Source organism: Rubrobacter aplysinae (assembly GCF_001029505.1).
GTDB classification, from domain to species: Bacteria; Actinomycetota; Rubrobacteria; order Rubrobacterales; family Rubrobacteraceae; genus Rubrobacter_A; species Rubrobacter_A aplysinae.
The window spans coordinates 15,519-41,193 of sequence record NZ_LEKH01000008.1 but is presented as its reverse complement, the minus strand read 5'-3'; the positions used below and the strand labels follow the sequence as shown (position 1 = coordinate 41,193).

Genomic DNA, 25,675 nt, shown 5'->3' with positions numbered 1-25,675 from the left:
AGAAGCAATGCCCAAGATGAAGACCCACAAGGGTGCCGCCGGGCGCTTCGAGAGTACCAAAAAGGGTAAGCTCAAGCGGCGGCGCAGCGGCCACAACCACATTCTGGAGAAGAAGAGCCCCAAGCGCAAGCGGCGTCTCTCCACGGAGACTACCGTCAACGCCGCCGACGAGGGGCGTATCCTGCGGTTGTTGAGGAGGCGATAGAGTGGCGCGCACGGCACGTAGCATCCACGCCCGCAAGAAGCGGCGTAAGACCCTGGATCAGGCCAAAGGCTACAAGGGCACGAAGCACACCTCGTACAAGAGGGCCAAGGAGCAGGTGTGGAAGAGCGGCGTCTATGCCTACGAGGGGCGTAAGCAGCGCAAGCGCGACTTCCGGCGGCTCTGGATCCAGCGCATCAACGCCGCCGCCCGGCAGAACGGGCTGTCCTACTCGCAGTTCATGAACGGCGTCCGGCTCGCTGAGGTAGACCTGGATCGCAAGGTTCTCGCCGATCTCGCCGCGACCGAGCCCGCCGCGTTCGCCGCCGTCGCCTCACAGGCCAAGGGTGCGCTCGGCGGTCAGTCTGCGGAGTAGTCCCCTGGAGGCGTAGGGAGAGTAACGTGAAGCCTGGGGTCTCCGGGTAGCAGGACCGTACTACGCCGTATCGCGGCCGGTGAAGCGGAGAAGGCTGCTCGGAAGGATTAGGAGAGACGAGGCGAGAAGAGACTTACAGACCGGCGGTCCGCCGGAGATGTCCGCCAAGCGCGCCGCCAAGCTCAGGCAAAAGAAGCACCGCGAGTCCGAACGCCTGTTCCTGGCTGAGGGCCGTAGCCTCTTCGAGGAGTCTCCGGTACCGGCGTACTCCACGTTTACCGGGCAGGATGACGTAAAGCGGATCTCGTCCCTGGAGACCCCGACCGGCCCGGTCGGGGTCTTCGCTTTTCTGGACGTCTCCGCGGAGGAGCTGCTGCAAGGCCGGGAGCGGCTTGTGCTGCTACACGGCGTACAGGATCCGGGCAACGTGGGGACCGTGATCCGGAGCGCCCACGCCTTCGGCGCCGGGGTCGCGCTATCAAAGGGCTGCGCCGATCTCTATAATCCCAAGACCGTCCGCGCCACCATGGGATCCATCTTCCACACGCCGGTCGCCCGGGAGGTGGACGGCGCCCGGTTCGTGGGGCTGGCCGGTGAGCTTGGCTTCTGTGCGGCGGCCGCCGTGCCGGGAGGTGGCGAGTCCCCTCGGACCGCGATCCAGGGCAAGACGCTCGTGGTCGTCGGTTCGGAGGGGAGCGGGCTGCCGGAAGAGGTGGAGGCCGCCTGCGATAGGCGGGTTAGCCTGCCGGCTCAGGCGCCCTCGCTGAACGCGGCGGTCGCGGCCTCTATTCTGCTCTACGAGGCGTATGCCGTGTGCTAACATTGCCCGGCATATGGCTTCCGAGGGGCGAATCGAGGAGATAAAAAGGGCGGCGCTGGGGGAGATCTCGGCCGCCACCACCACCGACGAGCTGGAGGCCGTGCGCGTCCGGTACCTGGGCCGCTCCGCCGAGCTTACCGAGATCAAGAAGAGCATAGGATCGCTGCCCGCCGAGGAGCGCAAGGTTGTCGGCAAGGGCGTCAACGTCGCCTCCGGCGAGATCGAGCGTGACCTGCAGTCCCGCCGCGAGGAGCTCGCCGCCGCCGAGCAGGAGGCCCGGCTGAGGGCGGAGGCCGTGGACGTCACGCTGCCGGGCGTCACCCGTGAGCGGGGTAGTCTGCACCCTTCCCTGCGCGTCGTGGACGACATAGTGGACTTCTTCGTCGGGCTCGGTTACGGCGTCGCGGAAGGGCCTGAGGTCGAGACCGACTACTACAACTTCACCGCGCTAAATATCCCGCCCGGCCATCCGGCGCGCGGCATGCAGGACACGTTCTTTTTGGACGAGGGGCTAGTACTCAGGACCCACACCTCGCCGGGGCAGATCCGCACGATGCTCACCCGGGAGCCGCCGGTGTACGTCGTCGTGCCCGGCAAGGTGTACCGCCGCGACTCCGACCCGACCCACACCCCGATGTTTCACCAGATCGAGGGCCTGGCCGTGGACCGCGGCCTCACGCTCGCCCACCTCAAGGGCACGCTCGCGGCGATGGCCCGCCACGTCTTCGGCGAGGAGGTCGGCATCCGCCTCAGGCCGAGCTACTTCCAGTTCACCGAGCCGTCCGTAGAGCTGGACGTGAGCTGCTTCGCCTGCGACGGGCGCGGCGATCCCGATTGCCGGGTGTGCAAGGGCGCGGGCTGGCTGGAGATGCTCGGCGCTGGGATGGTTGACCCCGCGGTGCTCTCGGAGGTCGGCTATGACCCCGAGGAGTTCACCGGCTTCGCCTTCGGCATGGGGCCGGACAGGATGGCGATGACCCGCTACGGCATCTCCGACCTGCGGCTCTTCTTTGAGGGCGATCTGCGTTTCCTCGAGCAGTTTTAGCTCCACGTAGTATCCGGGCAAAATTTAGAAAGGTAGGGCTTTGCGAGTTCCTCTGGGCTGGCTCCGCGATTACATAGACTTCGACTTGAGTACCGATGAGCTGGTGCGCCTGCTCTCGCTGCACAGCCAGGAGGTGGACGGCGTCGAGCGGTTCGGCGTCGAGAGTGGTGAGGTCGTCGTCGGCGAGGTCGTGGAGTTCGGACCTCACCCAGATGCGGACAAGCTGAACGTCGCGAAGGTGGACCTCGGCGGCAGCGAGGTCCAGATCGTGGCCGGAGCGCCGAACCCGTACCCGGGAGCGCGCATCCCCGTTGTCCTTCCCGGAAGCATCCTCGCCGGTGGCCAGAAGCTAAAGAAGGCGAAGCTCCGGGGCCTCGAGTCATACGGCATGATGATGAGCGAGCGCGAGCTCGGCGTCTCGGGCGACCACGAGGGCATCCTGCTGCTGGACGACTCGTACGAGGTGGGACGCCCCGTGGAGGACTACTTCCCGGTCGGGGAGACGGTGCTCGAGATAGACGTGATGCCCAACCGCCCGGACCTGTGGGGCGTGATCGGGGTCGCCCGCGAGCTTGCCGCCATCCTCGGGACGGACTTCCGCATCCCCGAAACCCGCTTCGAGACCGGCGGCTCGCCGACGGAGGATTACACGCTACGGGTGGAGGACCCGGAGCTCTGCCCCCGCTACGACCTGCGCCGCGTCTCCGGGATGCCCGCGGGGGAACGGTCGCCGCTCGGGATGCGCCGCCGCCTGCACGCCGCCGGGATGCGGCCGGTGAACCGCGTTGTGGATGCCACCAACTACACGATGCTGGAGACGGGACAGCCGATACACGCCTTCGACGCCGCGAAGGTGCGGGACGGCATCGTCGTCCGCCGGGCGCGCTCCGGCGAGAGGATGACCATGCTCGACGGCCACACCCGGGAGCTGGACGAGGAGATGCTCGTCATTGCCGACGAGGAGCGCGGGCTGGTGGTGGCGGGCGTGATGGGCGCCGAGGACGCCGAGGTGGACGACTCGACCACCGACGTGCTGGTGGAGGTCGCCACCTTCGTCGGGCGTAATATTTTGGAGACCTCCCAGCGCCTCGGCCTGCGCACGGACGCCTCCGGACGCTACGAGCGCGGTCTGGATCCGGAGGCGGTGAGCTACGCCCGCGACCGCGTGACGGCCCTGCTCGCCGATGCGGGGGGCGTAGTAGCAGCGGACGTTCTGAGCCACTATCCAGAGAAGCCCGAGCCCGCGCGCGTCAGGCTGCGCCCCGAGCGGGCCGGCCTGCTGCTCGGCACGGAGATCGGAGAGGAAGAGGCAGCCGATAAGCTCCGGCTCCTCGGCTGCGGCGTAAACGGGGAGGACGGTGCGCTCTCCGTAGAGGTGCCGACATTCCGCCGGGACCTCACGCGCGAGGCGGATCTCATCGAGGAGGTAGGCCGGCTCGTGGGCCTCGACCGCGTGCCCGAGGAGCTACCGGCGACCGCCACGCCCGGCGGGCTCACGCCGGATCAGGAGAAGCTGCGCGTCCTGCGGCGGGTGCTCGCGGACCTCGGGCTCGCGGAGGCGATCACCTACCCGTTCGGCCCCGACCGCTGGCACGAGAGCCTCGGAGTGGACCCCGCGAAGACCGTGCGTATAGCAAACCCCCTGAGCGAGGAGGCGGCCAACCTGCGCGGTCTACTGCTCCCGGGCCTGCTGGACGCCGCCGCCCGCAACCGGGCCCACGGCTCGCGCGGGGGCGCGATGTTCGAGGTCGGTCGCGGCTTCGAGCCCGACCCCGCGCCCGACAGAGAGGCGGCGATACGTTTCAGGATGACCGGCGAGGGCGGGCCAGAAGAGCCCGGCTCCCGGCGGCTAATGGGCGTCCTGGAATCTCACCGGGTCTGCGGTGTCATGTTCGGCGCGATAACCCCCGGCTCTTGGAACGAGCCCGCCCGTAACGCGGGCTTCTTCGAGGCAAAGGGCGTGGTCGAGCGGATTCTGCCCGGAGCCTCCTTCGCGCCGCAGGACCGGCCTAGACCCTTCCTGCACCCCGGCCGGGCCGCCGCAATCGGCACGCCGGATGGTCAGGAGGCCGGCTGGATCGGAGAGCTACACCCCGATACGGCCCGGAGCTTTGGTCTGCAGGGCATGGCCGTGGCCGCCTTCGAGCTCGAGGTGGAGCACTGCGAGCCGGATCCCGTGAGCGGCTTCGAGGCCTTCGCGAACGTGCCGGCGGTCGGGATGGATCTCGCGCTGGTGGTGGACGAGTCCGTGAGGGTGGGCGAGATGCTCGGGGCCGTGCGCTCGGACGGAGGACCGCTGCTCGAAGAGGCGCGTCTGTTCGACGTGTACGCCGGAGGCCAGGTGCCGGAGGGCCACAAGAGCGTCGCCCTAGGACTCACCTTCCGGGGCGGGGAGACACTCACCGACGCCTGGGTCAAGGAAGAGCTCGACCGCATCGCCCGGATGCTCGGGGAGAGGTTCGGGGCCCGCGTCCGGGAGGGCTAGCCCGTACCGTTTCGGCCGTTCCACTCGGATCTCAGCAGGCTCATTAGCAGCGCGTCGTAGAGTACCCCGTTACGCTCCACCGCCTGCCGCAGCCGGCCCTCCTTGCGGAAGCCCAGCCGCTCGTAGGCCGAGATAGCCGCCTCGTTGAACTCGAAGACCGAGAGCCCCACACGCCCGAGGCCGAGCCTCTCGAAGCCGTAGTCGAGCAGCAGGCCGATAGCTTCCGGTCCGTAACCCTGGCTGCGAGCCTCCTCGGGGCCAATTATCACGGAGAGGTCCGCGGAGCCGTTGGACTCGCTGATGTTCATCAGGCTTATGACTCCGAGCGGGGTGCGCTCCCCGATCCGGTGTATGGCGAACGAGTCGTCTGACATCGACATCTCCCGCTCGTCGAAGAGCCGATCCACCCCGGCGGGCTCCATGGGGGCCGCCATCCAGCTCGTCAGACGCCACACTTCACCGTCGCCGTACCACTCCCGGTAGAAAGAGTAGTTCTCCCGCCGGTGACGCCGGAGCTCGACGCGCTCTCCGGTGAGTTTCCTGGCTTTTCTCCCGAGCCGCACCGCCCAAATATACCGCTTTGGCAAACCGCATGCCCTGGTAAACTCTCTCCTATGAAGGCGATAACCGACCGCATCGTGTCTCTGGGGTTTGGCAAGTATGTGCGCGCCGACCGGGTGGTCGCGCTAGCCCCGATAGAGGAGGACCGGGGCAGCGGCCGCCGCACCCTGGTCTGGGTGGATGGGCTCGACGAGCCGCTCGTCGCGGGTCGCACCGAGTCCACCATACTCCGGGACATGGTCGGAGCCGAGAGCGGGGCGATAGAGCTCCTCTCCGAGCTGCAGCAGCAGATCGGGCAGGTCAGACCGCTACTCAAGTCCTCCATCCGCTCCGAGGCTGGGCTGGATCTGGACCAGTTCGCCCGCCGAATCTCCGAGCTCACCGGGGAGCGGTGAGCGGACCGGAGGCTCAGAACCAATCACAGCCCCTCGGAAGAGATTTCTACGATCGGGACTCCCGGGAAGTGGCGGTGGATCTTCTCGGCTGCGTGCTCGTATCCGAAAGCGCGGAGGGTTTAACCTCCGGCGTAGTCGTCGAGACTGAAGCATATCGTCCAGACGATCCAGCCTGTCACGCCTACGAGAACCGGGGCACGATGCGCAACCGCACCATCTTCAGCCCGCCCGGATTCGCCTACGTCTACCTCTCGTACGGCGTACACCGGCTACTCAACGTCGTCTGCGAGCCGGAAGGAGTCGGGAGCGCCATCCTGATAAGGGCGCTGCGTCCGGTCGAGGGGTTGGATCTCATGCAGAGCCGACGCGGCAAGAGCGACCTCTGTACCGGACCCGGGAAACTGACCCGGGCGCTCGGCGTCGACCTGGACCTCGACGGACACGACACCGAGCGCAGCCCGCTATACATACTGCGAGGCGCCCCGCCGGAAGCGGCGATTCTGGCGACGACCAGGATCGGGATCACTCGCGGCGCCGACCTCCCGTGGCGCTACATTCTGGAAGGAGAGCCAAACGTCTCCGTAAAGCCGGCCCCGGAGGCCGAGCCTCTGACACGCGGCGCGGGTAGGCTGTTCTAGGTGAACTAGGCGTTTTCCTACACCTTTTCTTATATCCTCTCTAACGCGGCAGATGTGGCAGATGCGGCGGGTGCCACGTCGCGGCGCGCCACATCCGCTGCGCAAACCCGGGCCCGGAATATTAAAAGGAGAGATCATGGATACACCGACTACCGCCGGCGAGCCTGATGCGATTCTGAAAAACGCCGTGGACGTGGTCCCGCGCGAGGAGTTGCAAGAGAGGCTGCACGGCGGTCCGCTGCGCATAAAGCTCGGCGTGGACCCTACTGCCCCCGACATTCACCTCGGACACGCCGTGGCGCTGAAGAAGCTGCGCCAGTTCCAGGATCTCGGTCACACCGTGGTGCTCATAATCGGGGACTACACCGCCCTAGTCGGCGACCCCTCGGGACGCTCGAAGACCCGCCCCGTGCTCGCCGAAAACGAGATAGAGTCCAACACCCGCACCTATCTGGAGCAGGCGTTCGTGATCCTGGACCGGGGGAAGACCGAGATCCGGCACAACTCCGAGTGGCTTGCCCCGCTCTCCATGGCCGACATCATCGAGATCACCCGCGCAACCACCGTGGCCCGCATACTGGAGCGCGACGACTTCCACAAACGCTACTCCGCGAACGAGCCCATAAGCCTCACCGAGCTTCTCTACCCCCTGATGCAGGGCTACGACTCGGTGGTCGTCGAGCCGGACGTGGAGCTCGGCGGCACCGACCAGCTCTATAACCTGCTCGTGGGCCGCCAGCTCATGGAGTTCTACGGTAAGAAGCCGCAGTGCGTCCTTACCATGCCCCTGCTCGTCGGCACGGACGGCTCACAGAAAATGAGCAAGTCCCTCGGCAACTACATAGGCGTCACCGAAAAGCCCGAGGACGTGTTCGGCAAGGCCATGACCGTCCCCGACGCCGCAATGCCCGCCTACTACAGGCTCTTGCTCGACCGTGAGCCGCCCGAGGGAGAGCCCCTGCAGCAGAAGCGGGAGCTCTCCCGCTCCCTCGTGCGGACCCTGCACGGAGAGGAGGCCGTCGCCGGTGCCGAGAGCGCCTTCGACGCCGTCTCCCGCCGCGAGACCCCGGAGGATCTCCCAGAGATACAGATTCCAGGGGATCCCGACGGCGGGGTCTGGGTGGTAGATCTCATAACCGCCGCCGGGTTCGCCGGCACCAACGGCGAGGCGAGACGCCTGATCCGGGGCGGAGCCGTGCGCCTCGGGGGCGAGCAGATACAGGACGAGAAGCTGTCCCTGCCTTACGGGGAGATAGACGGGATGGTCCTACAGGTTGGTAAGCGCCGCTACACCAGGCTCGTCGGATAGCGTGCCCGGTTCTCTATAGTTCAAACGCCTGAAGAGCCGGCTTAACGCCGATTTACGAGAAATTTTCCGGATTTCCTTGACGCTCCCGATCTCGGCTGTATAATCCTCGCTTGTTGACATTAGAGAGCTTAACGGCCCGCCAGCAGGCGGGCTTTCCAATCTCTGTAAAGCAGTGAAAGGGTAAGTTTCTCCAGGAGAGCGTTCCGCCGAGAGGCCAGGAACATGATCTTCCAGGTCAGCTTGAAAGTAGAGAGAAGAAAATCTCCAGAGTGTTTGACAAAGCTCTGGAAAGTGCTAGACTTCTTCTCGCGATGGTAGAGACTTCGTCTAAGACCACCAAGGGGCCACACAGCTAGCTTTCCCGCATATGGGATCGGCTACACGGCCCGCCCTAGAGGCGGGTTTTTGGTCTCCGGCCTTGGATTCTCTTCCAGAGCTCCGCCGAAAGGCGAGGAGCATGAAGCCTTGAAAACTGGATAGTAGCGAAAGCCAAAATACTTTTTGGTAAGCCCGTCTTGATAAATAAAAGTGTCGAGACTGACTCTCTGCGATCCGAGAGTGTAAAGCGGATCGCCGCGCAGGGACAGCCCTGCAACCCGGTCACTCGAAGTTTAACTTCAGAGTGGCTAGTTCGGAGAGTTTGATCTTGGCTCAGGACGAACGCTGACGGCGTGCTTTAGACATGCAAGTCGAACGAGAAAACCCTTTGGGGTTAGTAAAGTGGCGAACGGGTGAGTAACACGTGGGCAATCTGCCCTTCGTTGGGGGACAACCGGGGGAAACCCCGGCTAATACCCCGTAAGCTTGCTAGGTCACCTGACCTTGCAAGGAGAGGTAGCTTCGGCCATCCGGCGAAGGAGGAGCCCGCGGTACATTAGCTTGTTGGTGAGGTAACGGCTCACCAAGGCGACGATGTATAGCTGGTCTGAGAGGATGATCAGCCACACTGGGACTGAGACACGGCCCAGACTCCTACGGGAGGCAGCAGTCGGGAATCTTGCACAATGGGCGAAAGCCTGATGCAGCAACGCCGTGTGAGCGATGAAGGCCCTAGGGTCGTAAAGCTCTGTTGTTAGGGACGAAGGGCGAAGGGTTAATAGCCCTTAGCCTGACGGTACCTATCGAGGAAGCCCCGGCTAACTACGTGCCAGCAGCCGCGGTAATACGTAGGGGGCGAGCGTTGTCCGGAATTATTGGGCGTAAAGGGCGCGTAGGCGGCTTGGTAAGTCTGCTGTGAAACCTTGGGGCTCAACCCCAAGCGTGCAGTGGATACTGTCAAGCTAGAGGATGGTAGAGGCCAGTGGAATTCCCGGTGTAGCGGTGAAATGCGCAGATATCGGGAGGAACACCAGTAGCGAAGGCGGCTGGCTGGGCCATTCCTGACGCTGAGGCGCGAAAGCATGGGGAGCGAACAGGATTAGATACCCTGGTAGTCCATGCCGTAAACGATGAACACTAGGTGTGGGGGGAGTCGAATCCCTCCGTGCCGAAGCCAACGCGTTAAGTGTTCCGCCTGGGGAGTACGGCCGCAAGGCTAAAACTCAAAAGAATTGACGGGGGCCCGCACAAGCAGCGGAGCATGTTCTTTAATTCGATGCAACGCGAAGAACCTTACCTGGGCTTGACATGCAGCTGCAAGCGCACGGAAACGTGTGACTTTCGAAGGTGCTGCACAGGTGCTGCATGGCTGTCGTCAGCTCGTGTCGTGAGATGTTGGGTTAAGTCCCGCAACGAGCGCAACCCCTGTCGTGTGTTGCTAACATTAGGTTGAGGACTCACGCGAGACTGCCGGTGACAAACCGGAGGAAGGTGGGGACGACGTCAAGTCATCATGGCCCTTACGCCCAGGGCTAGAAACGTGCTACAATGGCGTACACAAAGGGCAGCAAGACCGCAAGGTGGAGCGAATCTCATCAAAGTACGTCTAAGTTCGGATCGGGGTCTGCAATTCGACCCCGTGAAGCTGGAGTTGCTAGTAATCGCGGATCAGAACGCCGCGGTGAATGCGTTCCCGGGCCTTGTACACACCGCCCGTCACACCACGGGAGTAGGCAATACCCGAAGTCGGCGCAGCCAACCCTTTTGCGGGAGGCGGTCGGCGAAGGTAGGGCTTGCGACTGGGGTGAAGTCGTAACAAGGTAGCCGTACCTGAAGGTGCGGCTGGATCACCTCCTTTCTAGGGAGAGTTAGGGCAGCAATGCCCAACCGATCGGACATCGGCTAAACGATGGCTTGAGCGACGGATCTAATTCCGTCAGCTCGCCATTACGGTGTACCGCTCTAGGATATTTCGACCAGTCGAGGCGCTTAGAGACGAGGATCTTGCCGGAAGTAGTTCAAGTAGGCGAGTAGCTACTATTCAGTTTTCAGGGCTTTTTAGCTCTGAAGCTCCTTTTGGAGTGAAGGTTAGCGCCCGCGAGAGCGTAGGCGCCTGGTCTTTGAAAACTGTATAAGCGTGACATACCGATACCAAAAAGAACCAAAGAACCACTAAGATAGTAAGGGCGTATGGTGGATGCCTTGGCACCGGAAGCCGATGAAGGACGTGGCAAGCTGCGATAAGCCTCGTTGAGCCGCAAGCGGGCTATGATACGAGGATTTCCGAATGGGGAAACCCGGCGGGGGTAATGCCCCGTCACCCGCATCTGAACACATAGGATGCGAGGAGGGAACCCGGGGAAATGAAACATCTGAGTACCCGGAGGAAAAGAAAGAAAGTTTCGATCTCCTGAGTAGTGGCGAGCGAAATGGAGACAGCCCAAACCGACTGCATGGAAGCCTGTGGGCGTTGTGCAGTCGGGGTTGTAGGATCTTGCGCGGTCACCCCACAGGGTGGCCGGAGAGTTACAAATCACGCGGGTAGTCGAATCGAACTGGATACGTTCAGCCGTAGAGGGTGAAAGCCCCGTAGACGAAACTCGCGTGGCTCTCTAGCTTGACTCCTGAGTAAGTCCGGGCACGGGAAACCCGGATTGAATCTGCGAGGACCACCTCGTAAGGCTAAACACTAACGGTGACCGATAGTGAACCAGTACCGTGAGGGAAAGGTGAAAAGTACCCCGCAAGGGGAGTTAAATAGCACCTGAAACCATACGCCTACAAGCGGTCGGAGCAGTGGTTTAACCACTGTGACGGCGTACTTTTTGCATAACGGGCCAGCGAGTTGCTGGTATCTGGCAAGGTTAAGCGAGAGCGAGCCGCAGCGAAAGCGAGTCTGATAAGGGCGCGCAGTCAGATGCCGCAGACCCGAAACCGGGTGAGCTATCCATGGACAGGTTGAAGCGTGGGTAAGACCACGTGGAGGACCGAACCGACCTAGGTTGAAAACTGGGCGGATGATCTGTGGATAGGAGTGAAAGGCTAATCAAACCCGGCGATATCTGGTTCTCCCCGAAATATATTTAGGTATAGCCTGGCACGTTTCGTCGCGGGTGTAGAGCACTGTTTGGGTGCGGGGCCCTACAAGGTTACCAAACTCAGATAAACTCCGAAGACCGTAGACGTTAGAGTGCTGGAGTCAGGGCGCGGGGGATAACCTCCGTGTCCGAAAGGGAAACAACCCAGCCCGTCGGCTAAGGTCCCTAAATGATGGCTAACAGGTAAAAAGGATGTGGCGCTGCACAGACAACCAGGATGTTGGCTTAGAAGCAGCCATCATTTAAAGAGTGCGTAATAGCTCACTGGTCAAGTGGTGTTGCGCCGAAAATTCATCGGGCCTAAAGTCATCTACCGAAGCCACGGACTTCAGCTTTGCTGGAGTGGTAGGGGAGCATCCCGTAGCGGCTGAAGCGGCGGCGTAAGCTTAAGCCGTGGACGCTGCGGGAGAGAGAATGCTGGCATGAGTAACGAGAGACGGGTGAGAAACCCGTCCGCCGAAAGCCTAAGGGTTCCTGGGTAAAGTTTTTCTTCCCAGGGTCAGTCGGGACCTAAGCTGAGAGCGAAAGCTGTAGGCGATGGACAGTAGGTCGATATTCCTACACCGCGTACATGGCGTTTGAGTGATGGAGTGACGGAGAAGGATCGGCCAACCACGGCGCTGGTAGACCGTGGGCTTTACCGTAGGGCGGGGACCAGGGAAATCCGGGCCCCATTAAGCCTGAGGGTTGAGCCGAATCCCGTTAATAGGGCAAGTGGCCTACTCCATGCTTCCTGGAAAAACTTCTAAACGAGTCATGTGCGTGCCCGTACCCCAAACCAACACAGGTAGGCAGGTAGAGAATACCAAGGCGCACGAGATAACTCTGGTTAAGGAATTCGGCAAATTGTCCCCGTAACTTCGGGAGAAGGGGAGCCTCTGCCGGTGATCGCCCTTGCGGCGTAAGCTGGCGGAGGTCGCAGAGAATGGGCGCGAGCGACTGTTTACCAAAAACACAGGTCTCTGCTAAGTCGAAAAGACGATGTATAGGGGCTGACGCCTGCCCAATGCCAGAACGTTAAGGAAGCCGGTTAGCCCTGCCCCTTCTGGGGCTTGGCGAAGCTGGCGACCGAAGCGCTGGTCAATGGCGGCCGTAACTATAACGGTCCTAAGGTAGCGAAATTCCTTGTCGGGTAAGTTCCGACCTGCACGAAAGGCGTAACGACTCGCGCACTGTCTCAACCAGAGACTCGGTGAAATTGTAGTATCGGTGAAGATGCCGATTACCCGCGGAAGGACGGAAAGACCCCGTGAACCTTTACTATAACTTGGCATTGGATGCTGACACGTTTTGTGCAGGATAGGAGGGAGGCTATGAAGCCGGGACGCTAGTCTCGGTGGAGCCATCCTTGAGATACCTCCCTAAACGTGTTGGTGTTCTAACCCCACACCGTTATCCGGGTGGGGAACAGTGTCAGGCGGGTAGTTTGACTGGGGCGGTCGCCTCCCAAAAAGTAACGGAGGCGCTCAAAGGTTCCCTCAGCACGGTCGGAAATCGTGCGTAGAGCGCAAAGGCAAAAGGGAGCTTGACTGCGAGACTGACAAGTCGAGCAGGGACGAAAGTCGGACTTAGTGATCCGGCGGTAACGCGTGGAAGTGCCGTCGCTCAACGGATAAAAGGTACTCCGGGGATAACAGGCTTATAGCCGCCAAGAGTTCATATCGACGCGGCTGTTTGGCACCTCGATGTCGGCTCGTCGCATCCTGGGGCTGGAGTAGGTCCCAAGGGTTGGGCTGTTCGCCCATTAAAGCGGCACGCGAGCTGGGTTCAGAACGTCGTGAGACAGTTCGGTCCCTATCCTCCGTGGGCGTTGGAGACTTGAGAGGAGCGGCTCCTAGTACGAGAGGACCGGAGTGGACGCACCTCTGGTGCACCGGTTGTCCTGCCAAGGGCATGGCCGGGTAGCTATGTGCGGAAGAGATAACCGCTGAAAGCATCTAAGCGGGAAGCTCGCCTCAAGATGAGGTCTCCCATCCCCTAGAGGGAGTAAGACCCCTGCTAGACGAGCAGGTTGATAGGCCACAGGTGTAAGCACGGCGACGTGTTCAGCCGAGTGGTACTAATAAGTCGAGGGCTTAGTGGTTTTTCTTTTTACTTCTTCGGTATGTCATGCTATACAGTTTTCAAAGATCAGGCCCGGCTCCGCTGGACGTTACCGGTAGATCTCACAACCGAATACGACCGTTTGAGTCTGGGTGACGATAGCGGCGGGGATACACCTCTTCCCATTCCGAACAGAGTAGTTAAGCCCGCCTGCGCCGATGGTACTGCGGGGGAGACCCCGTGGGAGAGTAGGTCGTCGCCCATTTTTTATGCCGTTTTATACGTGACGCAGCCGGGCAGTTGGCTACGGTTGGTTTTGTGGGGCGTCTACCTTCGGGTGGGCGCCCGTTTTGCTGCCGTCGTGTACACCGTATGGGGTAGGGTGGATGTTAAGCTCTATAGGTTGAGAGCCGTGCATTCGGGGTGCGTTCGACGAGCGCGCAGGTGAAGCGCACATGAAGCGGGTGTAAAGCGGGTGTGAAGCGGATGCGCGGCGACTAGAGCACTATAGAACACTGGGCTGGAGGTTCGGATGGCACACAGCGGGTTGGATGATGGTTTTATACAGGCGCAGCGCACGGCTCTGGAGCAGACCAGGGAGGAGCTTACGCGTTTAAGAGATGGGCTTACCGAGGATGATCAGGACCGCGGTGAGGATCAGGCGTACGAGACCTCTGATCGGGGGGATCTCGGGCGTGAGATTCACACCCGCCAGCTCGACGAGAGCGTGGGAGACCAGATAGAGAGCCGCCTGGAGAACGTTGAGCGCGCGCTGGAGAAGATCGAGGAAGGCTCTTATGGTATCTGCGACGATACCGGAGAAGAGATTCCCAAGGGCCGTCTGGAAGTCATGCCAGAGGCGACCACCACTGTGGAGGCGCAGCAGCGCCGGGACGAGCGCCGCAGCCCCGGCGCCGGAGGGGCGGGCGGCGGAAACCTCTGAGAGCTCTCTGGGCTCTTTCAACCCTCTTGAAAGCCGGAGTGTAGCCTCTTGAGAACCACACTGTATACGGGGAAGGGCGGGGTCGGTAAGACGAGTGTCGCTGCCGCCACCGCGCTAAAGGCTTCTCGTGCTGGCAAGAAGGTGCTCGTGATGAGTACCGACCCGGCGCATTCCCTGTCCGACGCCTTCGACACGGAGATAGGTGCTGAGCCGAAAGAGATGGCGGGCGGGCTCTGGGCCCAGGAGATAGATCATACGAGCATGATCGAGGAGCACTGGGCCGAGATCCAGGAGTACATGACCCGGCTCTTCGAGTGGCAGAGCGCCGAGGATCTGGCCGCCGAGGAGCTTGCGATGCTCCCGGGCATGGACGAGCTCTTCGGTCTCCTCATGGTGCGCCGCCACCACAACGAGGGTCTGTACGACGCGCTCATAGTGGATGCCGCCCCCACCGGCGAGACCCTGAAGCTGCTCTCCCTGCCGGACCAGATGGGCTGGTACGTGGAGAAGATCTTCCCCGTTCAGCGTAAGGCCGCGAACCTGGTGCGTCCCTTTGCCCGTAGGGCGAAGAGCTTGCCGCCGTTGCCGGAAGACAGCTTCTTCGGGGCGGCGCAGCGGTTCTACGAGGCGGTCATGGGCGTAGAGGACATCCTCACGGACCGGGAGAACGCCTCGGTGCGGCTGGTCGCGAACGCCGAGAAGATGGTGGTGGCCGAGGCACGCCGCGCCTACACCTACCTGAACCTCTACGATTACGGGGTAGACGCGGTCGTCGTCAACCGGCTGCTGCCCGAGAGCGTCACGGATCCGTACTTCGCGGCCTGGCGCGAGTCCCAGGAGCGACACCTGCGAACCATAGAGGAGTCTTTCTCTCCGACCCCGATACTCACCGCCCGCCTCTTCGGAAGAGAGATGTACGGCCTCGAGGCGCTCTCGGAGCTCGCGGAGGACGTGTTCGAGGAGCACGAGCCGCTCGACGTGCTATTTCGCGGATCCTCGCACGATATCCTGAAGGCCGAGGATGGAGGCTACGAGGTGGCGTTCAATCTGCCGCTGGCGGACAGGGGAGACATGGACCTCTCGAAGAAGGGGAACGAGCTGTACATTCGGGTCGGAGGCTACAAGCGGAACGTGCTATTGCCGGACTCCATGACCCGGCTCTCGGCGACCGGCGCCAGCTTCGAGGGTGATACGCTAAAGGTGAGGCTCGATGATGCCTGAAGACTCCAAAAACCCCACAAATCTCACAAACTCCACGAGCCCCACAAGCGCCGGTAAGCGTCGCTCTGCTCTCGGCGTGGCGGCATATCTGCTGGTCCCCGGGGAGCGTCGCCGCCGGGCCGCCGGGCACTTCGGGCGGGCTGCTATGGAGGCCGCGAGAGGCGTGCGGGCGTTGTCGGTTCCACGCCTCGACACGCGGGAAGAGTCCGAGGATGACGCCCCGGGCGGGGGGCGGCAACGCATAGAGATACGTTGACCGGCCTCTAACGTGGAGGGGGCATCCTTTAGATGATCAGAAACACGCTAAACCAGGCGAGTGAGTTTATACGCAAGGAGGCCCAGGTAGTGGTCCCCGCCGCGGGCCGGGCGGCGTTGCACGGCGCGAGGGAGTTCGCGAGAAAGCTTCCGCAGGAGTACTCCAGGGAGCGCAAGAAACGCAGAAAACGATAGAATGTAGGAAGTTACAAACCCCTTCGCGGGCGGCCGGCGCGCCGGGAACGCGCATCGGTAGTAACATATACAGTACAAGCACAATGCTAGAGAGCACGGCCAGAGAGGTGAGAATGGCAGACAACGGCGCGGGATCAGGCGCACAGACAACGGCGACCACGAACACGGGCACCTTCAGGGTAAAGAGCGGCATGGCCCACATGCTAAAAGGCGGCGTCATCATGGACGTCGTCGACGCGGAGCAGGCCCGGGTAGCCGAAGATTCCGGCGCCGTGGCGGTCATGGCCCTCGAAAGGGTCCCCTCAGACATCCGCTCCCAGGGCGGGGTCGCGAGGATGAGCGACCCCGAAATGATACAGGGCATCCAAGAGGCAGTCTCTATACCCGTAATGGCCAAGGCCCGCATAGGACACTTCGTAGAGGCCCAGGTCCTACAGGCCCTGGAGGTTGACTACATAGACGAGTCAGAGGTCCTTACCCCCGCAGACGAGGCAAACCACGTAGCCAAGGAAGAGTTCGGGGTGCCCTTCGTGTGCGGAGCGACGAACCTGGGTGAAGCCCTGAGGCGCATAGGCGAGGGTGCGGCCATGATCCGGTCCAAGGGAGAGGCCGGCACCGGAAACGTCGTAGAAGCCGTAAGGCACATGAGGGCGATAAACGGCGGTATCCGCCGCCTGCAGGGCCTCGCCCCCGAAGAGCTAATGGCAGAGGCAAAGAGCCTCGGCGCCCCATACGAGCAGGTGAGGTGGGTGGCCGAGAACGGGAAGCTTCCGGTGGTGCTCTTTACCGCAGGAGGTATAGCAACTCCGGCCGACGCGGCCTTGATGATGCAGCTAGGGGCGGATGGAGTGTTCGTGGGCAGCGGCATCTTCAAGAGCGACGACCCAATGAAGCGGGCGAACGCCATAGTGAGGGCGACGACGAACTACCAGGACGCCAAGGTAGTGGGAGAGGTAAGCCGGGGGCTCGGAGAGGCGATGGTAGGCCGGGGGATGGAGAGCCTACAAGACGGCGAGAAGATGGCCGCTCGCGGCTGGTAGATGCTGGTAGACGGCCGGGTAGCCGGAGGTAAGCAAGGGATGAGCAGAGGAGCTTGACCGGAGAGCGGCACAAGGACGGGTGCAGGATCGGGGTCGTGGCCGTACAGGGTGGCGTCCCCGAGCATCTCCGCATCCTGGAGGAGCTGGGGGCGGAAGCGGCCGAGGTAAGGAACGTCGAGGACCTGGAGGGGCTCGACGGTGTGATCGTACCCGGCGGCGAGTCCACGGCCATCGGTCGCATAATGGTGGAATCGGGCCTGCTGGACGGTATCAGGAGCTTCTTCTACAAGGGAGGCCCGGTGTGGGGGACGTGCGCCGGGATGGTGCTCGCCGCCTCGGCCACGAACGGCCCCCGGCAGCCGATGCTCGGCCTGATGAATGCTCTGGTGGAGCGCAACGGCTTCGGGCGGCAGGTTAGCTCCTTCGAGCGTGATCTCGACGTGGAAGGCTTCGAGGAGCCCTACACCGGGGTGTTTATCCGGGCGCCGTACTACGAGGACGTGGGGCCCGGCGTGGAGGTGCTGAGCAAGATAGACGACCGGGTCGTCGCCGCGAAGGGCGAGAATATCCTGGTCACGGCGTTCCACCCGGAGCTCACCGACGACACGCGGTTTCACGAGTATTTCATACAGGAGGTTTGCGGACTATGAGCGGACATTCCAAGTGGTCCACCATAAAGCGGAAGAAGGGCGCGCAGGACGCCAAGCGCGGGGCGCTCTTCGGAAAGCTTTCGAAGGTCATTACGGTCGCCGCGCGCGAGGGAGGCGGGGACCAGGAGATGAACCCCCAGCTTGCGATGGCCGTGCAGAAGGCCAAAGACAACAACATGCCCAACGACAATATCCAGCGCGCCATAGACAAGGGCACCGGCGCCGGCTCCGAGGGCGCGGACTACGAGCGCATCACCTACGAGGGCTACGCGCCCGGCGGCGTGGCGGTGCTCGTGGACGTGCTGACCGACAACAAGAACCGGGCCGCCTCCGACGTGCGCTACATCTTCTCTAAGAACAACGGCAAGCTCGGCACCAACGGCAGCGTATCGTACCTCTTCGACCGCAAGGGTGTGATCCTGGTCCCCGCCGAAGCTGCCGACGAGGACGAGCTGATGGAGCTGGCGCTGGAAGCCGGAGCCGAGGACGTGGAGCCCCAGGAAGAGGCCTTCCGCGTCCTGACCGACCCCAACGACTTCACCGACGTCCGCGCAAAGCTGGACGAAGCGGAGATAAGCTACGATAGCGCCGACGTTACCATGCTGCCGCAGAACACGGTGGAGCTGGATCAATCATCCGCAAGACAGACCCTCAAGCTAATAGACGCCCTCGAAGAGAATGACGACGTGCAGGAGGTCTACTCCAACTTCGATATATCTGAAGAGGTTATGGCCGAGGTTGCAGGGTAGGCGAAACGGCTAATACGTAGCTCTAGCGCTGTGCATGCTGTGATCCATGACGTCGAGAGAGTGTGCTTACCTTGGACGTGTAGCCGCCACCATGAAGCAAGACCCAGCTGTTTGCACCTGAGGATCATTCTCCAGTTTGTAGGTTGATAGCTAGGAAATGCACGAAGATTTTTTTCTATAAGCACGTAGAAGCTTTTTTTGTTTCCGGATCTTCGACGTCCCGACGGAGAATAAGAAAACCCCGACCAGCAGTATAGAAAGCTCTACTCCTTGGAAGAAATTGAACACAAGGGGTGCTACCTGCTGCGCCCACTGTGGATCTTGGTTTTGCGGGTCTATAGGTATGCCGTAAAGGGCGACATTACGCCCTAATGCAAATCGCATCAAAGCACTCACTAAACTACCCACCAAACCCACCGCTGTTCCCAATACGACTATTAGGAATCCGTATGCTACTAACCTGTGGGCATCCCAACGCCGCTTTACGCGTTTGAGACCAAGGATACGACTTTGAAATGCTGCCTTATACAGTGGACTGGTTGTAAGTCTTGAATTTGGCTCATGCGCTGGATTTTCCACTACGATTCTTAAACGCAACCAGTCACCCTTGTTCAAAACGGTTGGTTTTAATACCAATGTGTCAGGAGGGTAGTGGTAGGGAGCAACTACTGCCCCAATGTTAGGAGGTTGCTCCTTGACAATATCTGCTTCCAAGATGCGGGCATCCGGGCCAAATTCGACCGAAAGTCGCTGATCGTAATCGGCTTCCGATATATTCGATCCACCTGACCAAGATAGGATGCCCCAGGAAGGGTTGCGTAGATCAATTACATACAGTTTGACTGTAACGTCCTGATTGTTCTGCTCAGTCTGCGATCTATGTACCCTTTTTAGCCTACTAAGTAGGTCGCCTAGCCTACGTCTTACAGTTTTTTGTTCCTTAGCTTCAGCATTGTTTTTGTCCTGTGGCAGAACACTACTTGGGTGGTCTCCGCAAGCTACGTCGTAGGTTAGTGTCTTCGTGTTGCGATTGCTCAAGGTGGTGAATATGGGGACAAGGACAGTTAGTAACCCTGCGTAGAAGCTTGGGCTAGTTATAAACTGGAGGATATTATCTTCACCACCTTCCGCTTGGTGACTTTAATAGGTCACATCGTTCAGTAGCCTTACTGTCAATTGGGCCAGGATACATTGAATGATTAGACCGGGAGAATAGTGCTTACCACTGTCGTTACCCTTAGACTTCGAGTATAGATTACAAGCAAAGTGAGGAATCAACCGAAAATAGAAAGCACTCAACGTGGCGGCCTCGGCTTGTCGATATAAGTGCTTTGGTCGCAGTACCGTCTGTGGCGGCGTATGTTTTGGGTCTGATTGCTTTCTGGATGCAACTGTCCGGTGCTTACACCTTTTTTGAAGCCTGGACCACATGGTATGCGGCTACCTTAGCTTCAAAGCTACTGATATTCGACAAATGCGGGAGTGGAAAGAACCCTTCTGCACCAGCTAGTGAAGCCTACTTCCGAACACACTACAAGCATAGCTATCGCAGACGGTTCGCCATAACCAGCAGCCCGGTTGAGATGGTCCTGATCTCGGCCAGGCTATCGGGGGACTCGTAGACACGGTCTAGGGCGCGTTCTCGGATTCTTCTCTCGGCGAACTGCTCTCTTAGCTCTGCTACGCGGGGCAGGTAGTGGGTCTGGTACAGGATCTGGGCCTCCGGGTCCTCTTCGCTATCGTCGGAGTCGTGAAACTCGTGGCCGCCGACGGAGACGAGATCCGAGGCCCTGCTGGCCTCGCGCTCGGTGCAAAATGCCGAGAGGGAGCGGGAGAGTGCGATGGCGCGCTCTTCGAGGCCCGGCGTGGTCATCGCGGGGCGCTTTTTCGGGCGTCGCAGCAGCGCCCAGAGGAGGATGAGTGCGCCCGCGAGTAGTGGGAGACCTAGATAGTAGAGCGTCGTGGTGTCCATGCCCACTCCTTTCCTTCCGCAGGGTCTTCCGCGAAAGTATGTATCGGTCATTATAATACCTTGAGGCGCTTGCGCGGATGTTACGTGATGGTTCAGCTTCTTTAAGAGGGCGTGAAGCCTGGGGAGCGGCTATGGGTTTACGCTTACACGGTTATAGCCGGTTGTTTGTGCTCGCCTCGTCTCTGTAGCCGAGGTGCAGGTGGTCTTTGTGTAGTTGGAGTTGGTCCCGGGCGGGCACCCAGCCTGCTTCTCTCGGGTAGTTGAGTCGGTTGGTCCAGTCTGGCGGGCCGATGATCTGGTCCGGGCGGTTTTGCGGTGGAATGGCGCCGAGTGTCTGGCCGACTTCGAGGACGGCGGGTCTGGTGCCGTTGTCTTCTACGGGCTCGCCGTGTATCTGGTAGATGTCGGCGGCGCGCCCGAAGTAGTGGGTATTGGGGAGGCCGCCGGCGTCGCCGTAGCCCTCGGGGATGGTGGGGCCGTCCTCCACGCCGGGCAGGAAGCGGTGGCCTTCCTTGAACGTCTGGACGCAGATGCCGTGATCTTCTGAGACGGTGAGGAGCGTGGAGATCATACGCTCGTCCACGACTCCGGACTCCAGGTCCCGGGCGGCCTGGGGTGTGGCGCCGAAGTTTGGCCGCGACAGGAGTCTTTCCGCGCCTGTGGCTGCGGGGCCCCCGCCGGTTTCGAGCCAGCGGAGGTCCTGGAAGCCGTGACCGACGGTTCGCGGGCACGCGGGTTCCTCCCAGCGGATGTTCTCCAGACTCCAGAGGGCGACGGCCAGTGCGACACCGACGAAGAGCAGCAGGGCTACGAGGCTCTGGAGGGAGCGGATCAAGCGCGGAGCTTCGAAAATGGCTCCACGAGCCTATGGGAGTCACGTATCCGCACCCGGTTATTGTATGATGCCGGCCCGCCCCGTAAGAGACGCTGACGGAGGCCGCGTCAGGCTTCTTCCGCCAGCACCTCCTCGGCCCAGGAGAGGGCGGCGTTGGTGGCGGGGAAGCCGATGGTGGTCAGGGCTAGGACGATGGCGTGCAGGATCTCCTCCTGCGTCGCCCCGATGCCGAGCAGCTTGCGGACGTGGGAGCGCACCGCTCCCTCTGACTCCGCGCCGACGGCTATGCCCAGCTTCACGAGCCTGCGCTGCTTCTCGTCCAGCGGGCCGGCCTCGTGCTCGGCGGCGCCCAGGGCGTCGAAGGACTCCTTTACCCCGGGGAATCGCCGTTTGAACTGCTGGAACACCTCCGGCAGGTAGTCCATGATCCCTCCTATCCCGTTTGATGTACGGTCATGCTAGCAGCTATCCTCGTGGTGTAACGGGAGGTCGCGGCGCTACGGAGCACCACATGTGGTGCCTGCTGCACGCCGCCGCCGGAGCGGGTAACCTTGTAGCATGACCAGGGAAAAGCGAGGCACGGTACACACGACGCTCGGGATAGACCCCGGCACGGCCACGATGGGTTGGGGCGTGGTTAAGTGGGGATCACCGGGTAACAAGCTCTTGTACGTGCAGCACGGGGCCATAAAGACGTCCTCGGAGTGGGATATGCCCCGTAGGCTCGGGGCGCTCTTCGACGGGGTGACAGAGCTCGTACGGGGGTACCGGCCAGAGGTGGTCTCCATCGAGCAGCTCTTCTTCAACACCAACGTGACGACGGCGATGACCGTCGGGCAGGCGCGGGGGGTCGCGATTCTCGCGGCGTACCGGGAAGGGGTTGAGGTCGCGGAGTACACGCCGCTCCAGATCAAGCAGGCCATCACCTCCTATGGGCGGGCGGACAAGCGCCAGATGCAGGAAATGGTCAAGGCGCTTTTGAACCTGCGCGAGACGCCAAAGCCCGACGACGCCGCCGACGGGCTCGCAGCCGCCATCTGCCACGCGTTCTCGGCCAGGATGGAAGACGTGAAGAGCTCCGGTAGCGGCGGAAATTCTGGTGGTGGGCTCAGCAGGATCGGGGTGGGTAAATAGCCCGCTCTGGGGGATAATTAGCCTATGATCGAGCGTTTGCGCGGGATTCTGGTGGATAAAGACGCCGAGGGCGTCGTCGTGGACGTGTCGGGGGTCGGCTACCGGGCCGCCGTTCCGGTCGGGGCGATAGGGTCGCTGCCGCCGCTCGGGGAGGAGTGCGTATTGCACACCCGGATGGTGGTGCGGGAGGATGCGATCTCGCTCTTCGGTTTCGCGACGAAGGAAGAAAGGAGCGCGTTCGACGCGCTGACCGCCGTGAGCAAGATCGGGCCGAAGCTCGCCGTCGCCGTCCTCTCTATGCTGTCTCCGACGGAGATCTCGACCGCCGTCGCCCGCGACGACGCCGTAAAGCTCGCAACCGTGCCCGGTCTCGGCAAGAAGACGGCGGAGAGGGTGGTGCTGGAGCTCAAGGGCAAGGAGTTCGCCGTGTTCGCGCCGGTCGGCGTTACGGAGGACGGCTCCGCCGTGAACGAGCAGGGCGGCGGAGGAGCGGGCGCATACATGGAGGCGCGGGAGGCGCTTACGAGCCTCGGATACTCGCTGGAGGAGGCCGAGCAGGCGCTGCGCGAGGTGCCCGAGGACAAGGCCGTGTCGGTGGAAAGCTACGTCAGGGAGGCGCTACGCAGGATCGGGAGCAGGCGTTGAGCGGATACGAGGCCGAAGCACGCGACGAGTGGGAAGAGCCGCAGGAGCCAGGCGGCGCTGAGGGCGAGCGTCCACTGGACCCCGAGGAGTTTCTGGAGGACGACGAGCCGACGCTGCGCCCCCAGACGCTGGACGAGTTCGTCGGGCAGGAGGATCTCAAGAAGCAGCTCAGGATCTTCGTCGAGGCGGCCCGCAGGCGGCAGGAGGCCCTGGATCACGTCCTGCTCGCCGGTCCGCCCGGGCTCGGCAAGACCTCGTTGTGCCGCATCCTGGCCGGGGAGATGGGTGTGGACATCAAGATCACGAGCGGCCCCACTCTGGAGCGGGCCGGGGACATGGCCGCCATCCTCACCTCGCTCGAAGAGGGCGACTTCCTGTTCATAGACGAGATCCACCGCCTCAACCGCGCCATCGAGGAGGTCCTGTACCCGGCGATGGAGGACTTTGCGATGGACATCGTGCTAGGTCAGGGCCCTTCGGCGCGTACCATCCGCATGGACGTGCCGCGTTTTACCCTGGTCGGAGCGACGACCCGCACCGGCCTCATTACCTCGCCGCTGCGCGACCGCTTCGGCTTCTCAAGCCGCCTGGACTACTATGCGCCGGAGGACCTCAAGCAGCTCATAGAGCGCAACGCAAGGATACTCGGCATACAGACCGACGAGGCCGGTGCCCGGCAGCTCGCGGAGCGGAGCCGGGGTACGCCGCGTATCGCCAACCGGCTGCTGCGCCGCGTGCGGGACTACGCCGAGGTCGTCGCGGACGGCGTCATAGACGAAGAGACGGCCAACGCCGCGCTCCAGATGCAGGGCGTGGACACCCTGGGCCTCGACCGGGTGGACCGCGAGTATCTGGGGCTCGTTATAGATAAGTTCGACGGTGGGCCCGTGGGGCTCGGCACCATCTCCGTCGCGCTCGGTGAGGCCCGCGACACCGTCGAGGACGTGTACGAGCCGTACCTTTTGCAGAGCGGCCTGATCCAGCGCACCAGCCGCGGCCGTGTCGCCACCCGCCGCGCCTACACCCACCTCGGGCTGCCGGAGCCGGGTGGCGGGAGGGAGGGCTAGGGTACCTCTCGCAAGGCGGGCTATCCATCTATCCGGGATTCTTCGAGGTCGAGGTCACGCTCTACGCGCCGCATCGCCTCCTGGGAGATCTCACCCCGTTTGCGGAGCGAGATCAGGGCTTCCCTCTCGGCGGCGAGGAGCCTGCGCCTCCAACTCCGCCACGACTCGGAGCTCTCGGCGTACTCCGGAGTGGTCCCGCCGGCGCTGAGGCCGGACTCGTAACGGTGGAGGCGCTCCTCGTAGTACTCTCGCATCCTCTCGCGGCTCCGGGCGGAGACGTGATCCGGGGCGCTCTCCGCGTCCGCGGTGTGATCGAGCGTCTCCAGGGCCCGGTTGGTGGAGGCGAGCCTCGCGGTCAACTCGTCCACCTTGTCCGCGTTCGCGTCGCTCTTCAAGTTGAGGACGCTTACCAGGGGACCGAGCGTGAGGCCCTGGAACACGAGGGTGCCCAGGATCACGGCGAAGGTCAGAAAGAGTACGAGGTCGCGCCCGGGGAAAGGATCGCCCGCCGCCGTGGTGAGCGGTATCGCCAGGGCGGCCGCCAGGGATACCGCGCCCCGCATGCCGCTCCAGCCCATCACCAACCGCTCCCGCCGCGAGGCTCTGGGGTACTCCGTGCGCAGGAGCCGGTCTATAACGGGGTGTAGGTATGGCTCGAAAAAGAAAGCGGCGAGCCTGACGCCGACCAGCACTGCGTACAACAGCACCGCGTAGAGCATCACCTCTACCAGGGAGTACTCTCCTATGTTGTCCAGTATCGAGGGGAGTTGCTGCCCCAGGAGCACGAATAGCAGAACCTCCAGGAGAAAGACGAGAACCTGCCAGAAGGAGTAGGACTGGATGCGGGTGGAGGCCTGCGAGTAGAGGTTGGTGGACCTCCAGCTCCCGTAGAGCCCGTAGGCGACCACGGCCAGGATACCGGAGATCCCGAGCACGGTGTCCGCTACGACGTAGACCCCGTAGGGGATGAGTAGTGAGAGTGAGATCACTATGGAGGGGTCTCTTAGCCGGGACCACAGAGGGAGCAGCAGCCGGCCGACGGCGAGCCCGAACAGGAGGCCGCCCGCACTCACGAGCAGGAACTGAAAGCCCGCGTCCAGAACAGAGAACGTGCCGGTCACCACGGCCGCGACGGCGAGCTGGTAGATCACGAGCCCGGAGCCGTCGTTGACGAGGCTCTCGCCGCCCACAATGGTCGCGACCCGGTCCGGGACGCCCAGGCGTCTGAACACGGCCTCGGCGGCCACGGGGTCCGTGGGGGCCAGTATCCCGCCGAGCACGAAGGCCGCCGCCCAGGGCAGCCCGACGACGAAGTGCGCCACGAGCGCGATAGCCGCCGCCGTGACGAGCACGAGCCCCAGGGCGAGCAACAGTATAGGCCTGAGCTGGGCCCGCAGATCCAGCGGCGAAGAGGAGTACGCCGAGGCGTGCAGGAGGGGCGGCAGGAAGACCAGGAAGATGATCTCGGGCGGTATCGTCAGGGTCGGGAGCCCCGGGACGAAGCCGATAACCACGCCCCCGAGCACCAGAAACACGGGGTAGGGTACCCGCATTACCAGGGCGAGCTGCGAGAGCAGGGCCGCCGCGACCACGAGGAAGATCAGAGACTGTATCTCGCTCATCTGGTCATGGCTCGGGTAACGTCTGCTATGTGATTATTCCGTGGCTCCGAGTCTCCT

The 25,675-nt window shown here is 62.3% G+C and carries 24 protein-coding genes and 3 rRNA genes; 21 read left to right on the top strand and 6 right to left on the bottom strand.

Going from position 1 to position 25,675, the window contains the following annotated elements:
- Positions 1-7 precede the first annotated feature (7 nt).
- The 5 genes from rpmI to pheT all read left to right on the top strand — a co-directional run bounded on the left by rpmI (position 8) and on the right by pheT (position 4,928).
- Positions 8-205, top strand: a complete 198-nt coding sequence (gene rpmI, locus ABD53_RS09515; protein ID WP_047865559.1) for a 50S ribosomal protein L35 — start codon at positions 8-10, stop codon at positions 203-205.
- Between the two features lies 1 nt (position 206).
- Positions 207-578: a 50S ribosomal protein L20 gene (gene rplT / locus ABD53_RS09510; protein ID WP_047865558.1), complete on the top strand. Its 372-nt coding sequence runs from the start codon at positions 207-209 to the stop codon at positions 576-578.
- A gap of 157 nt (positions 579-735) precedes the next feature.
- Positions 736-1,398: a TrmH family RNA methyltransferase gene (locus ABD53_RS09505; RefSeq protein WP_047865557.1), complete on the top strand. Its 663-nt coding sequence runs from the start codon at positions 736-738 to the stop codon at positions 1,396-1,398.
- A gap of 13 nt (positions 1,399-1,411) precedes the next feature.
- Positions 1,412-2,443: a phenylalanine--tRNA ligase subunit alpha gene (pheS, locus tag ABD53_RS09500; RefSeq protein ID WP_047865556.1), complete on the top strand. Its 1,032-nt coding sequence runs from the start codon at positions 1,412-1,414 to the stop codon at positions 2,441-2,443.
- A gap of 40 nt (positions 2,444-2,483) precedes the next feature.
- Positions 2,484-4,928, top strand: a complete 2,445-nt coding sequence (gene pheT, locus ABD53_RS09495; RefSeq protein ID WP_047865555.1) for a phenylalanine--tRNA ligase subunit beta — start codon at positions 2,484-2,486, stop codon at positions 4,926-4,928.
- On the opposite strand, the gene ABD53_RS09490 is transcribed toward pheT, so the two are convergent.
- Positions 4,925-5,491, bottom strand: a complete 567-nt coding sequence (locus tag ABD53_RS09490) for a GNAT family N-acetyltransferase (protein WP_160309666.1) — start codon at positions 5,489-5,491, stop codon at positions 4,925-4,927. The two genes, pheT and ABD53_RS09490, sit on opposite strands and share 4 nt — an antisense overlap.
- Before the next feature lie 51 nt (positions 5,492-5,542).
- Between ABD53_RS09490 and ABD53_RS09485 the strand changes: the two genes are divergently transcribed.
- The 13 genes from ABD53_RS09485 to ABD53_RS09435 all read left to right on the top strand — a co-directional run bounded on the left by ABD53_RS09485 (position 5,543) and on the right by ABD53_RS09435 (position 18,343).
- Entirely contained in the window at positions 5,543-5,884 is a 342-nt protein-coding gene (locus ABD53_RS09485) for a hypothetical protein (protein ID WP_047865554.1), read from the top strand.
- Positions 5,881-6,522 carry a DNA-3-methyladenine glycosylase gene (locus tag ABD53_RS09480; protein WP_047865553.1) on the top strand — a complete coding sequence of 214 codons (642 nt, stop codon included), beginning with the start codon at positions 5,881-5,883 and terminating at the stop codon, positions 6,520-6,522. The genes ABD53_RS09485 and ABD53_RS09480 overlap by 4 nt, the downstream gene beginning before the upstream one ends.
- Positions 6,523-6,658: 136 nt before the next feature.
- Entirely contained in the window at positions 6,659-7,831 is a 1,173-nt protein-coding gene (gene tyrS / locus ABD53_RS09475; protein ID WP_047865552.1) for a tyrosine--tRNA ligase, read from the top strand.
- Positions 7,832-8,459: 628 nt separating this feature from the next.
- Positions 8,460-10,007, top strand: a 16S ribosomal RNA gene (locus tag ABD53_RS09470).
- A gap of 312 nt (positions 10,008-10,319) precedes the next feature.
- Positions 10,320-13,330: ribosomal RNA gene (locus ABD53_RS09465) — 23S ribosomal RNA — on the top strand.
- A 108-nt stretch (positions 13,331-13,438) separates the two neighbouring features.
- Positions 13,439-13,555 (top strand): 5S ribosomal RNA (gene rrf / locus ABD53_RS09460).
- The 16S, 23S and 5S rRNA genes sit together here, the layout of an rRNA operon.
- A gap of 267 nt (positions 13,556-13,822) precedes the next feature.
- A complete protein-coding gene (locus tag ABD53_RS09455) occupies positions 13,823-14,233 on the top strand; it encodes a TraR/DksA family transcriptional regulator (protein ID WP_047865551.1) in 411 nt (136 codons plus the stop codon).
- Between the two features lie 48 nt (positions 14,234-14,281).
- Entirely contained in the window at positions 14,282-15,454 is a 1,173-nt protein-coding gene (locus ABD53_RS09450; protein WP_047865550.1) for an ArsA family ATPase, read from the top strand.
- Positions 15,444-15,710: a hypothetical protein gene (locus ABD53_RS16975; protein ID WP_152670710.1), complete on the top strand. Its 267-nt coding sequence runs from the start codon at positions 15,444-15,446 to the stop codon at positions 15,708-15,710. The genes ABD53_RS09450 and ABD53_RS16975 overlap by 11 nt, the downstream gene beginning before the upstream one ends.
- 32 nt (positions 15,711-15,742) lie before the next feature.
- Entirely contained in the window at positions 15,743-15,904 is a 162-nt protein-coding gene (locus ABD53_RS17285) for a hypothetical protein (RefSeq protein ID WP_160309665.1), read from the top strand.
- Positions 15,905-16,017: 113 nt separating this feature from the next.
- Positions 16,018-16,944, top strand: a complete 927-nt coding sequence (gene pdxS / locus ABD53_RS09445; protein ID WP_047865549.1) for a pyridoxal 5'-phosphate synthase lyase subunit PdxS — start codon at positions 16,018-16,020, stop codon at positions 16,942-16,944.
- Between the two features lie 53 nt (positions 16,945-16,997).
- Complete coding sequence (gene pdxT, locus ABD53_RS09440) at positions 16,998-17,594, top strand: pyridoxal 5'-phosphate synthase glutaminase subunit PdxT (RefSeq protein WP_047865548.1); 597 nt, start codon at positions 16,998-17,000, stop codon at positions 17,592-17,594.
- Positions 17,591-18,343, top strand: coding sequence for a YebC/PmpR family DNA-binding transcriptional regulator (locus ABD53_RS09435; RefSeq protein ID WP_047865547.1), 753 nt, complete (start codon positions 17,591-17,593; stop codon positions 18,341-18,343). The genes pdxT and ABD53_RS09435 overlap by 4 nt, the downstream gene beginning before the upstream one ends.
- A gap of 150 nt (positions 18,344-18,493) precedes the next feature.
- Here ABD53_RS09435 and ABD53_RS17280 read toward each other — a convergent pair whose 3' ends face one another.
- The 4 genes from ABD53_RS17280 to ABD53_RS09420 form a co-directional block, all read right to left on the bottom strand.
- Positions 18,494-19,057 carry a hypothetical protein gene (locus tag ABD53_RS17280; RefSeq protein WP_160309664.1) on the bottom strand — a complete coding sequence of 188 codons (564 nt, stop codon included), beginning with the start codon at positions 19,055-19,057 and terminating at the stop codon, positions 18,494-18,496.
- Positions 19,058-19,886: 829 nt separating this feature from the next.
- Positions 19,887-20,315, bottom strand: coding sequence for a hypothetical protein (locus tag ABD53_RS09430; RefSeq protein ID WP_047865546.1), 429 nt, complete (start codon positions 20,313-20,315; stop codon positions 19,887-19,889).
- Between the two features lie 151 nt (positions 20,316-20,466).
- Positions 20,467-21,150 carry a hypothetical protein gene (locus ABD53_RS09425; protein ID WP_047865545.1) on the bottom strand — a complete coding sequence of 228 codons (684 nt, stop codon included), beginning with the start codon at positions 21,148-21,150 and terminating at the stop codon, positions 20,467-20,469.
- Positions 21,151-21,257: 107 nt separating this feature from the next.
- Positions 21,258-21,575, bottom strand: a complete 318-nt coding sequence (locus ABD53_RS09420) for a carboxymuconolactone decarboxylase family protein (RefSeq protein WP_047865544.1) — start codon at positions 21,573-21,575, stop codon at positions 21,258-21,260.
- A 133-nt stretch (positions 21,576-21,708) separates the two neighbouring features.
- On the opposite strand from ABD53_RS09420, the gene ruvC reads away from it, so the two are divergent.
- From ruvC to ruvB, 3 genes are all read left to right on the top strand, one after another.
- Complete coding sequence (gene ruvC / locus ABD53_RS09415) at positions 21,709-22,284, top strand: crossover junction endodeoxyribonuclease RuvC (RefSeq protein ID WP_047865543.1); 576 nt, start codon at positions 21,709-21,711, stop codon at positions 22,282-22,284.
- Between the two features lie 24 nt (positions 22,285-22,308).
- Positions 22,309-22,929, top strand: a complete 621-nt coding sequence (gene ruvA / locus ABD53_RS09410; RefSeq protein ID WP_047865542.1) for a Holliday junction branch migration protein RuvA — start codon at positions 22,309-22,311, stop codon at positions 22,927-22,929.
- Between the two features lie 74 nt (positions 22,930-23,003).
- Positions 23,004-23,996: a Holliday junction branch migration DNA helicase RuvB gene (gene ruvB, locus ABD53_RS09405; RefSeq protein ID WP_047865630.1), complete on the top strand. Its 993-nt coding sequence runs from the start codon at positions 23,004-23,006 to the stop codon at positions 23,994-23,996.
- A gap of 20 nt (positions 23,997-24,016) precedes the next feature.
- Here ruvB and ABD53_RS09400 read toward each other — a convergent pair whose 3' ends face one another.
- A complete protein-coding gene (locus tag ABD53_RS09400) occupies positions 24,017-25,618 on the bottom strand; it encodes a Na+/H+ antiporter (RefSeq protein ID WP_047865541.1) in 1,602 nt (533 codons plus the stop codon).
- Positions 25,619-25,675 lie beyond the last annotated feature (57 nt).